At 55.7% G+C, this 10,317-nt stretch carries 8 protein-coding genes; 6 read left to right on the top strand and 2 right to left on the bottom strand.

Features of this window, described 5'->3' with window-relative positions; all coding sequences use genetic code 11:
- The first annotated feature begins 450 nt into the window (after window positions 1–450).
- On the top strand, window positions 451–1,995 hold the full coding sequence (locus QMZ30_RS23855; protein WP_283229135.1) for a methyl-accepting chemotaxis protein: 1,545 nt from the start codon (window positions 451–453) through the stop codon (window positions 1,993–1,995).
- On the opposite strand, the gene QMZ30_RS23850 is transcribed toward QMZ30_RS23855, so the two are convergent.
- On the bottom strand, window positions 1,992–2,942 hold the full coding sequence (locus tag QMZ30_RS23850) for an AraC family transcriptional regulator (protein ID WP_039330389.1): 951 nt from the start codon (window positions 2,940–2,942) through the stop codon (window positions 1,992–1,994). The genes QMZ30_RS23855 and QMZ30_RS23850 overlap by 4 nt on opposite strands.
- A gap of 103 nt (window positions 2,943–3,045) precedes the next feature.
- Between QMZ30_RS23850 and QMZ30_RS23845 the strand changes: the two genes are divergently transcribed.
- The 4 genes from QMZ30_RS23845 to QMZ30_RS23830 all read left to right on the top strand — a co-directional run bounded on the left by QMZ30_RS23845 (window position 3,046) and on the right by QMZ30_RS23830 (window position 7,875).
- Window positions 3,046–4,233, top strand: a complete 1,188-nt coding sequence (locus tag QMZ30_RS23845) for an MFS transporter (protein ID WP_283229134.1) — start codon at window positions 3,046–3,048, stop codon at window positions 4,231–4,233.
- A 403-nt stretch (window positions 4,234–4,636) separates the two neighbouring features.
- On the top strand, window positions 4,637–4,846 hold the full coding sequence (locus QMZ30_RS23840; protein ID WP_039330385.1) for a YdgH/BhsA/McbA family protein: 210 nt from the start codon (window positions 4,637–4,639) through the stop codon (window positions 4,844–4,846).
- A 215-nt stretch (window positions 4,847–5,061) separates the two neighbouring features.
- The gene (yncE, locus tag QMZ30_RS23835) at window positions 5,062–6,111 is read left to right on the top strand and encodes a 7-bladed beta-propeller protein YncE (RefSeq protein WP_283229133.1); all 1,050 of its coding nucleotides are present in this window, start codon (window positions 5,062–5,064) and stop codon (window positions 6,109–6,111) included.
- A 123-nt stretch (window positions 6,112–6,234) separates the two neighbouring features.
- Complete coding sequence (locus QMZ30_RS23830) at window positions 6,235–7,875, top strand: dihydroxyacetone kinase subunit DhaK (protein ID WP_283229132.1); 1,641 nt, start codon at window positions 6,235–6,237, stop codon at window positions 7,873–7,875.
- Window positions 7,876–8,050: 175 nt separating this feature from the next.
- Here the strand turns inward: QMZ30_RS23830 and sbmA are convergent, their stop codons facing one another.
- On the bottom strand, window positions 8,051–9,286 hold the full coding sequence (sbmA, locus tag QMZ30_RS23825) for a peptide antibiotic transporter SbmA (protein WP_283229131.1): 1,236 nt from the start codon (window positions 9,284–9,286) through the stop codon (window positions 8,051–8,053).
- 295 nt (window positions 9,287–9,581) lie between these two features.
- Between sbmA and QMZ30_RS23820 the strand changes: the two genes are divergently transcribed.
- The gene (locus QMZ30_RS23820) at window positions 9,582–10,316 is read left to right on the top strand and encodes a gluconate 2-dehydrogenase subunit 3 family protein (protein WP_039330378.1); all 735 of its coding nucleotides are present in this window, start codon (window positions 9,582–9,584) and stop codon (window positions 10,314–10,316) included.
- The last annotated feature ends 1 nt before the right edge of the window (window position 10,317 follow it).

Here is a 10,317-nt window from a genome sequence, read left to right as displayed (position 1 = left end):
GGGGCAGTTCGCGGCCGACCATGGATGGTCATCCGCGAACGGTCCGTCCGGCACGACGTGGAAGTCGAAGGTACCGCGTTAGCGGCGCGAGGACGGCCCAGAGGGGGCAGTAGTGGCGGCAGAGCCCGCACGGAAAAGACAGGCCACTTATCAATAAGCAGCCTGAGTCCTTAACTGACAAGCATTACGCCATAAATGGCGGCCCTATTGGGATGCTGCGGTTTTCGTCGGGTGCGCACTCTGCTCATCAAGCTAAACAATGATTTCATTTACCCTAAATGAAATTTTACTGATTCTTTTCCACCATAAAAACAGGGACATTACCCGTTTGGCCTTTAATTCAGGATAAAAATTAATTATTCGTGCTAAAGCCCGCTCCTTGCGCTGCCGAAAAGGTAAAAAAGTATTATCGATTTTTCCTTTAGCCTGCATCTTGCAAGGACAACACACATGCGGAACAACCAGCCCATCACTCAGCGCGAGTTTATTTTTGACGACGACGCCACGCTGATGTCGACCACCGATCTCAACAGTTACATCACCTATGCCAACGATGCTTTTATTGAGGTCAGCGGGTTCGAGCCGGATGAGGTCAATGGCCAACCGCATAATATGGTGCGTCATCCGGATATGCCGCCGGAAGCCTTTGCAGACATGTGGGCGACGCTGAAACAGGGCGAACCCTGGACCGCGCTGGTCAAAAATCGCCGAAAGAACGGTGATCACTACTGGGTGCGTGCCAACGCGATTCCGGTGGTAAGAGAAGGCAAAGTTCAGGGCTTTATGTCTGTGCGCACTAAGCCATCCGTGGAGGAAATCCGTCAGACGGAAGCGCTGTACCGCGACTTCCGAGAAGGGCGTGCCAAAGGACGCCGTTTCCACAAAGGCTTGTTGATCGGCACCGGCTGGCGTCGGTTTGGCTCCCTGTTGAAAACCATGCCACTGCGCTGGCGCATCCGCTCCACGTTGCTGGCACTGCTGCCGCTGTCGGTGGGTGGGGTGGCGCTGCTGGGAATGAACACCCTGCAACTCGGCTGCTTTGCCGGTGGTATGGCTGTCTTGCTGCTGTTGGCCAGTCTGTGGCTGGAGCAGCAGATTTCTCGCCCGATGGAGCGCATCTGCCGCCAGGCACTGAGCGTAGCGACCGGTGCCAGCCATAAAGTGGAGCAGTTGGATCGCGTTGATGAAATCGGCATCACCCTGCGCGCTATCGGTCAGTTGGGTCTGATGTTCCGCTGGCTGGTGGATGATGTCAGTGGTCAGGCGATCAACGTCTTAAGCGCCAGTGATGCCATTGCCCGTAGCAACGATGAGTTGAGTCGTCGCACTGAACAAGCCGCAGCCAATGTGCAGCAAACGGCAGCCACCATGAACGAAATGACCGCCACGGTGAAAAGTAATACCGATACCGCCAGTGAAGTGAATAACCTGTCGGAGAACACCAGCCATGCGGCGTTGAAAGGCGGCGAAGTGATGCAGGAGATGGTGGGTATGATGGCGGAAATCGCTGACAGCTCCAAACGTATCGCCAATATCACCAGCGTGATTGACGGGATCGCCTTCCAGACCAACATTCTGGCACTCAATGCCGCCGTCGAAGCGGCACGAGCCGGTGAGCAGGGGAAAGGATTTGCCGTGGTCGCGGGTGAAGTGCGCAGTCTGGCACAACGCAGTGCCAAAGCCGCCAGCGAAATTAAAACCCTGGTCGAAACCAGCGCCAGCCGCGTGCAGTCCGGCAGCGATCACGCAGATGCGGCCGGCCGTACTATGCAGGAGATTGTTGGCCAGGTGCAAAACGTGACCGCGTTGATCGCACAAATCAGTTCGGCTACCGCTGAGCAATCCATCGCACTGAGCGAAGTCAGCACGGCGGTGGAAGATCTTGATGACATCACGCATCAAAACGCCGCCCGCGTGGCAGAGAGCGCCGAGGCTTCAGGGCGGATGGCACGTCAAGCCAACCGACTGGTGGAAGCCATTAGCGTATTTCGTTAAAGGGTTTCGCGCGCGGCACGTAACGCCCCGGGCGGCGAGCCGACAATACGCTTGAAGGCACGGCTAAACGCCGCCAGCGAGCCGTAACCGAGGTGGAAGGCCACGCTTTCCACCGCTTCACCCTCATTCACAATACGTTCTACCGCCAGGCGCATGCGCAACTCGGTGAGATAGCGCAGCGGCGTCATACCGGTGGCGGACTGAAAGCGAGCGGCAAACACCGAGCGCGAGCTGCCTGATTCACGCGCCAGCCGCTCCACCGTCCAGTTTTCCCCTGGTGCGCGGTGCATGGCTGCCATTGCCTGGCTGAGACGCGGATCGCGCAATGCCTGCACTAGGCCACTGCCCTTGCCGCAGCCGTTTTCCACCCAACCGCGGACAATTTGCGCGGCCACCACATCTGCCAGTCGGGACAAAATCCCGGCAAAACCGGCTTTACGATCGCGGGTTTCACGCTCCATGGCATCCAGAATCGGTTGGATTTCCGGGTACTGTGCCAGCAGGGTACTCACCAGCATCACATCCGGCATGGTATGCACCAGCGGCTGCATGCCGCCGAGTTCAAATGCCATGCAGGCGCTAAACAGGATGACGTCGCTGTCGTCGGGGCAATCTTCGCCGCTGTCGCCTATCGAACAGACGCTGCCGCAAATCGGCTTGCTGTTAAAGGTGCCGATCGGCTCGCAGATGGCGTCTTCAGATGAGATTAACGCATGCGCTTTGCCGTGGGGGATCAGCAGCGCATCGCCGGCTTGCAGTGGATAGATCACGCCAGATGCCGAGCGGATCAGCAACGATCCCCGGCCAACAAAGTGCAGTTGAGCTTTACCCGGCGCGTCATCGTACTGCAAACCAAACGGAGTATGTAAGGCAATACGCTGGTACTTCACGCCATACAAGCGCATACCCATCAGCAGTTCACTGGTCAGATCTTCATAGCGGCTCATACGAATCCAGACGAATAATCAAAAAACAAAGTTTTTGTATCATAGATCGTCTTGCTTAGTCTCACTATGCTTACAACCTGAATTTTTGTGATGGGGATCGCAAATGAGTCTGGATACTGAAGTTGTCGAAACAAGTATAGCGGTGGATAAACCCGCATGGGGCGCGGTGTTTGCCATGGCCTTTGGCGTATTCGGCCTGATTACCGCCGAGTTTCTGCCGGTCAGTTTGTTGACACCGATTGCCGACTCGCTGCAGGTGAGTGAAGGGCAGGCGGGGCAAACGGTAACGGTAACGGCGCTGGTGGCGCTGCTCACCAGTCTGGTGATTGGTAACATTACGCGGCGTCTCGACCGTCGCATGGTGATGCTGGCCTTCACGCTGTTACTGATTGCGTCGGCGCTGCTGGTGGCTTTTGCCGAAAACCTGCCGATGATCTTGCTGGCACGCGTGCTGCTTGGCATGGCGATTGGCGGCTTCTGGACGCTCTCCACCGCCATCACCATGCGGTTGGTGCCACCAGACCAGGTGCCGCGCGCACTGTCGATTGTGTTTAGCGGTATTTCGCTGGCGACCATTATTGCCGCGCCCTTGGGCAGCTATCTGGGCGGTTTGATTGGCTGGCGCAACATCTTTTTGTTAACCGGCGCGTTAGGGGTGTTGGCGCTGTTCTGGCAATTCTTCACCTTGCCAGCCATGCCGCCAGAGAACAAAGCGCGCAGCGGTGGGGTGCTGGATCTGTTACGTAACAGCCTGATGCGCTGGGGCATGCTGGCGGTGATCATGATGTTTACCGGTCACTTCGCCTTCTTTACCTATCTGCGCCCGTTCCTGGAGAGCAGTGCCCAGCTCAACATTAATCAGCTGTCGCTGGTGTTACTGGCATTCGGTGTGGCGAACTTCTTCGGCACTTCGCTGGCCGGTTTCCTGGTGACGCGCAGTGTGTCATTGACCTTGACCGGCATGGCGCTGGTGATGAGCGTCACCGCTGTGGTGCTGGTGAGTTTTGGCAATCTGCCTTGGCTGGTCGGTGCGGGTGTGGCGATGTGGGGTCTGGCATTCGGTTCGATGCCGACCGGCTGGTCAACGTGGATTTCCCGTGCAGTGCCAGATGATGCGGAGTCCGGCGGAGGTCTGCTGGTGGCGACCATTCAGTTGGCGATCACCGCAGGTGCAGCGGCAGGCGGCTGGATGTTTGACCTGCAAGGGGCTGGCGGCGTGTTCCTGGCCAGTGGTGTGTTGATGCTGTTAGCGGCCATCACCATTTTCACGCGGGTGCGTCATCACGGTTAAATTCGTTTTAGCGGCTTTTCGGTCGCCATAAATGGCCACCCTACGACGATCGTGCGCGGTTTCGTAGGGTGCGCATTTAGGTACACCCGTATACGCAGTTTCGTAGTGTGCGCATTTATGCGCACCAGCATACGTATTCATTTTTGCTTGAGTGAGCGGCACTCCGTCATATATGGCGACCTTTTCCATTGCACCATTCGCAGTCATTAATCCCGCCCATTTATGAAAACCTGGTTTTTTAACCCTTTGCACAAGGGTTAATCCAAACGTGCCTTTTTCGTTCAAATTAATCGAATAACTTTGGCAAATCTCTCCGCTTTTTACTCCTCAATGATCAGCCTATTATGTATCTCAATAAGGCGATGACGCCTTATCTGATAAAACATTGACTGAGGAATTGACCATGAAATCTATCAAAACTTTTGCTGCTGTTGTTGCCCTGTCTGTTCTGCCATTCGCCAGCTTCGCGCAAAGCGTGACTGCCTGTGCCTCAACGCTTGATGGTGCAGAAGCGCAAATCGCTGCTCAGGCGCATAAAGCTGGTGCTTCGTATAAAGTGACTGAAGCCAACTTCAACAACGGCGTGCACATGACTGCCGAACTGACCAAATAAGTCTGCGTTAACGTTCTGTGCTGACAGGGTGCCTCCGGGCGCCCTGGCGGCGTTGGTAACCTGATAAATTCCTGTCACTTTCTCCACGAAATGATTACTATTCTCAAAAAAAATCATCCTTCGTCAGCTCGCCTCGGGCTGTCTTTATAAAATTGGTTGCACTGTCGAGCTTTCACTTCACTGCCAAGAGGCGGTGGTTTTGCTATGGAGAAGTTATGAAAGCGAATAAAACAACGTGGGCGCTGCGTCCGCTGCTGCTGGCAACGGCGCTGTTGTCATCCTCTGCAGTACTGGCGGCCGAACCTCAGCCGCTGAACCAGGTGATCTCAAAAGGTGCTTACGAACTGGCGTTCAGCAACAGCGATAACGCGCTGTTTGTTGCCACGGCACAAAATGCCAGCAGCAAAGGCGGCACGGTTTATCGTCTCGACCCGCAGGATCTGGCGGTGAAGCAGGCGATCAGCACTGAACTGCCAACCTTTGGTGCCACCATCAACCAGAAAACCAATACCCTGTTCTTTGGTAATACCCGTGATGCCGCGGTCACTGCCGTGGATGCGACGAGCGGAAAAGAGATCAACTCGCTGGTGCTGGATGCACGTAAGCGCAGTGACAGCGTACGTCCACTGCAGCCGCGTGAACTGGTGGCCGATGCCGCAACTGACCGCGTCTATATCACGGGGCTGGGTGAGCAGAGCGTGGTGTGGGTGGTGGATGGCAAAACCCTGAAGCTGGTCAGCACCGTGCCGAATACCGGCAAAATGGGCACTGGCCTGGCGCTCGACTCTGCTGCGCAGAAGCTGTACGTGACCAACGCTGATGGCGAGCTGGTCACCATCAATACCCGTCTGAACGCGATTGAAAAACGTCAGAAAATTGATGGCGAAAAAGATCACTTCTTCCTGAACATTGCGTTGGACACCAAAGGCCACCGCATCTTCCTGAGCGACTCCAAGCAGCCTCAGGTGCTGGTGCTGGATGCGCGCACTCAGCAAGTGATCCATAAGATTGATGTGCCAGAATCTCTGGCGGTGCTGTTCAATGCCGATCGTAACGAGCTGTATGTGACGCACCGTAAAGCGGGTGAGATCAGCATCATCGACGCCAGCACCTACAAAGTGAAGCGCACGGTCAAAGCACCGGGCCTGCCAAACAGCCTGGCGCTGTCTGCCGATGGCAAAACCCTGTTTGTCAGCATCAAGCAGCCTGGCACCCGTAAAGAGCCACCGAAAAACCCAGATAGCGTGCTGCGCATCGCGCTGTAAGCGGAAGTTATCTGAAACTCAAGGGCGGCGTGTGCCGCCCTTTGCATTTCCTGCCTTTCATCGCGAAGTCCTCCCCGCTTTTACGCTACCTTTTACAACGACAACACCAATGGAGAGGAAGCAATGAGCCAGTTTTTTATGCATGAGAAGAGCGATCTGGTCAACGAAGCCATCGAAGGGGTTTTGCTGAGTACGCCGTGGCACAACTTACGCCGCCTTGATCTTGGTGATGAGATCCGCGTGGTGGTGCGTTCGGATTGGGATAAGAGCAAAGTGGCGCTGATCTCCGGTGGCGGATCGGGCCATGAACCCGCGCATGCCGGTTTCGTCGGCAAAGGCATGCTCACGGCGGCGGTGTGCGGCGATATCTTTGCCTCGCCGAGCGTGGATGCGGTATTGAACGCCATTATCAACGTCACCGGTGAGGCCGGTTGCCTGCTAATAGTGAAAAATTACACCGGCGACCGCCTTAACTTTGGCCTGGCTGCCGAGAAGGCGAAAAATCTCGGTTACAAAGTCGAAATTGTTATGGTTCAGGATGATATCGCGCTACCGGAAAATCCGCAGCCGCGTGGTATTGCCGGGACCGTGCTGGTGCACAAAATCGCCGGGTTTGCCGCGGAGCAAGGACACTCACTTGAAGAGGTTCAGGCGCTGGCACAAAGGGCTATCGATGCGACCGCTTCGATTGGCCTGGCATTCGCGACGTGCCACATCCCGGGGGAAACGCGTGATGACCGTGTGGCGGCAGGCCACAGCGAGCTGGGGATGGGCATTCATGGCGAGCCTGGCGTGGTGACGCTGGACACGCAAAACAGTCGCAAAATCAGCAGTATTATGACCGATAAACTGGCGCAGGCATTGCCCGACGGCAAACAGGCGCTGCTGCTGATCAACAACCTCGGCGGATTCTCACAGCTTGAGCTGGCGCTGCTGACGCGTGAAGTGTTGCAGTCACCGCTGGCGGCCCGCGTGACCCATCTGATTGGCCCGGCAACGCTGGTGAGCGCCCTGGATATGAAAGGCTTCTCACTGTCGCTGCTGGCATTGGAAGAACCGTTCCTTGAAGCGTTAAATGCCCCGGTACAGGTATTGGGTTGGGTGCCGGTGTATGACTTCGCGCCGATCAGTTTGCAGAGTGCAGAGAAAGTGGGCAGCGTGCTGGATTTCGATCCTTCTGATAACGCTGAGGTCGCCGCGACCGTTGAGCGTGTGACACAAACGCTGATCGATCTGGAGAGCGAGCTGAACGCGTTGGATGCCAAAGTCGGCGACGGTGATACCGGTTCGACCTTTGCCGCAGGCGCGAAAAAAATTCAGCGGGGTTTGCGTGACAAGCAGCTGCCGCTGGATGAGTTGCCGACCTTGATGGCGCTGATCGGGGAGCAACTTGCGACGGTGATGGGCGGATCGAGCGGTGTGTTGATGTCGATTCTGTTCACCAGTGCGGGCCAGCAGCTGGAAGAAGGTAGCGCGTTACCGCAGGCGCTGATGCATGGGCTGGAGCGCATGAAGCACTACGGCGGCGCGCAACCGGGACATCGTACCTTGGTGGATGCGCTGCAACCGGCTCTGGAAGCGCTAGTGGCGGGTGAATCGCTGGCAGCAGCGGCGAAAGCGGCACAGCAAGGTGCGGATGCCACGGCGCAAATGCAGAGCGCCAAAGCAGGCCGTTCAGCGTATCTGAATCAGCAGAGTCTGGATGGGGTGAAAGATCCCGGTGCGCATGCGATTGAGAGAGTGTTCGCGGTGCTGGCGGGTTAAGGGTTAGGGAGAGGGTTAGGGGGCGGCCCTCACCCTAACCCTCACCCTCACCCACAAGTGGGAGAGGGGACAGACCGAGAGAATTTGGGGGCTACCCCACACCTGCATATCGCTCAGGGCAGTTCCCTCTCACTGTGGGAGAGGGCCAGGGTGAGGGCATCAGACCGCACACACCTCACTCAGCTGCTTCGCGCATCATCTCATCATGCGGAATATCAGCCAGAATCTGCTCAAAACTGCGCAGACGTTTATAAATCGACATCAACTCCACCAGCGTCGACCAGGAGGAAATCAGGTACTGGAACGAAGAGCGCACCTGATCAAACACATTGGTAATCTGGTTGAGTAAACCCAGCGTAATAGTGCCTGCCACGATTGATGGGAACAGCAAAAACAGTCCGAACACGTTATCGACCTGCAGATAGAGAATGCGGGTGATGTTGAAGTACAAATAGTGGAAGTAGAGACGGAAATAGTTAAAGCGCACGCGACTAAACAGCTCATTGACCGTCGGCGGTGACGCGCGATCGTCATTATCTTCACCGTATACCAGCTCTTTACGGTAAGCGGCTTCCACACGCTGATTACGGAACTCCAGCCCCGGTAATTTAATCCCCACTACCGCCAACAGCCCGGTACCAATCACTGACCACAGCACCGCGGCAATCACCAGCGCGTAAGGGATGTTACCCAACAGCGGGATATCTTTGACGTGATGTGACAGCGCGATCAGCACTGGCAGGAAGGCCACAAGCGTCATGATGGCTTGAATGAAACTTACGCCCCAGTCTTCCAGCGTGCTGGCAAAACGCATGGTGTCTTCCTGCACACGCTGTGCGGCACCTTCGACCTGACGCAGGCGCTGCCAGTTGTGCATGTAGTAGTTATTCATCGCAGTACGCCAGCGGAATACCCAGTGGCTGATGAAGAACGAATTCATGACGCCGATCACTACGGCAATGAGTGCAATACCCAAAAACGCCACAACTTGCTGGTAAAACTCGGTGATTTGCACCGATCCTGCCTTGGTTAAGGCTTTTTGGATCAAATCATAGAACGGGCCGTACCACGCATTGACTGCCACGCCAACTTGTACCCCGAACCAGGTGACGAAGATGATCAGGGCTGCGCCCCATACCGACCAGCGCTGCCACGGATGGTTATCAATCACCTTCCAGGCAAGGGCGAAAATGGACGCCATTATCCAATAGTAGGCATAGAACCAGAGCTGGGCCGGGTGAATAAAACGGGAAGCATTGGTGGGTAACGGCTGCTGTATTGCTGCATGTAGCGATGGCCACAGTGCAGGCAGATTATCGGCAAAGCCAAACCAGGCAAAAATCGCAATCAAACTCCAAATCGCCGCCGAGCTGAAAAACAGCGCTGGCCGCGGAAAATAGGACTTAAACATAGGCACTCCGCTGTTGTGTGTACTCTTTTATACCCTGATAGACATGATCTGTCTTTTGTAGGTTGTTTCTGACGATGACAGCATCGTCCCAGCGATGTAAAGCGCTGCCATCAGTTGTTAAGTATTTTGTGCGCATTTGTTTCGAGAAACTAAATTATTAACGGGGAAGGTGTTACACTACGCGCATTGTTACCGGTAACAGTAACGCTGTATCCCTTAAGTCACCCATAAAAAAACAATACAACGCAATCACTTAACTTTCATACCGCATCATCTGCGGTACTGAGGCAATGTCATGTCAGAACAAAAAAATGGTCATAGTCGCAGGGATTTTCTGCTAAGAACCATCACCCTGGCACCCGCAATGGCGGTTGGCAGTTCGGCGATGGGCGCGCTGGTGGTGCCAATGGCCGCTGGGGCAGCAGAGCAACCTGTCGCACCGCAACAGGCACGTGATTACCAACCGAACTGGTTTACCGCAGAAGAGTACGCTTTCCTCAAAGCGGCCGTTGCGCGCCTGATCCCGAATGATGAACGCGGTCCTGGCGCACTGGAAGCCGGTGTGCCGGAGTTTATCGATCGTCAAATGAATACCCCTTACGCCACCGGTAGCAACTGGTATATGCAGGGGCCGTTCAATCCCGATCTGCCGAAAGAGCTGGGTTACCAGTCTCCGCTGGTGCCGCAGCAGATTTATCGCCTGGGGCTTGCCGATGCGGACAGCTGGAGCAAAAAACAGCATGGCAAAGTGTTTGCCGAGTTAAGCGGTGAACAACAAGACGCGCTTCTCACCGCCTTTGAGAGCGGCCAGGCCGAGTTCCCTCAACTGGCGGCAAAAACCTTCTTCTCCTTCCTGCTGCAGAACACCCGCGAGGGGTACTTCAGTGATCCGATCCATGGCGGCAACCAAGGCATGGTGGGCTGGAAGCTGATTGGCTTCCCAGGCGCACGTGCCGACTTTATGGATTGGGTAGAGCGCGGCGAACGTTATCCGTTCCCGTCAGTGGATATTCGCGGGGAGAGGGCGTAAC

It is taken from the genome of Pantoea sp. EA-12 (assembly GCF_030053355.1).
Taxonomy (GTDB): Bacteria; Pseudomonadota; Gammaproteobacteria; order Enterobacterales; family Enterobacteriaceae; genus Pantoea; species Pantoea vagans_C.
The sequence above is the reverse complement of the archived record's forward strand: the minus strand, read 5'-3'. Positions and strand labels throughout refer to the sequence as shown.

Excerpts from the sequence above, each read along its gene's own strand:
- QMZ30_RS23855 (WP_283229135.1), top strand. The coding sequence starts at position 451 with ATGCGGAACAACCAGCCCATCACTCAGCGCGAGTTTATTTTTGACGAC.
- QMZ30_RS23850 (WP_039330389.1), bottom strand. The coding sequence starts at position 2,942 with ATGAGCCGCTATGAAGATCTGACCAGTGAACTGCTGATGGGTATGCGC.
- QMZ30_RS23845 (WP_283229134.1), top strand. The coding sequence starts at position 3,046 with ATGAGTCTGGATACTGAAGTTGTCGAAACAAGTATAGCGGTGGATAAA.
- QMZ30_RS23840 (WP_039330385.1), top strand. The coding sequence starts at position 4,637 with ATGAAATCTATCAAAACTTTTGCTGCTGTTGTTGCCCTGTCTGTTCTG.
- yncE (WP_283229133.1), top strand. The coding sequence starts at position 5,062 with ATGAAAGCGAATAAAACAACGTGGGCGCTGCGTCCGCTGCTGCTGGCA.
- QMZ30_RS23830 (WP_283229132.1), top strand. The coding sequence starts at position 6,235 with ATGAGCCAGTTTTTTATGCATGAGAAGAGCGATCTGGTCAACGAAGCC.
- sbmA (WP_283229131.1), bottom strand. The coding sequence starts at position 9,286 with ATGTTTAAGTCCTATTTTCCGCGGCCAGCGCTGTTTTTCAGCTCGGCG.
- QMZ30_RS23820 (WP_039330378.1), top strand. The coding sequence starts at position 9,582 with ATGTCAGAACAAAAAAATGGTCATAGTCGCAGGGATTTTCTGCTAAGA.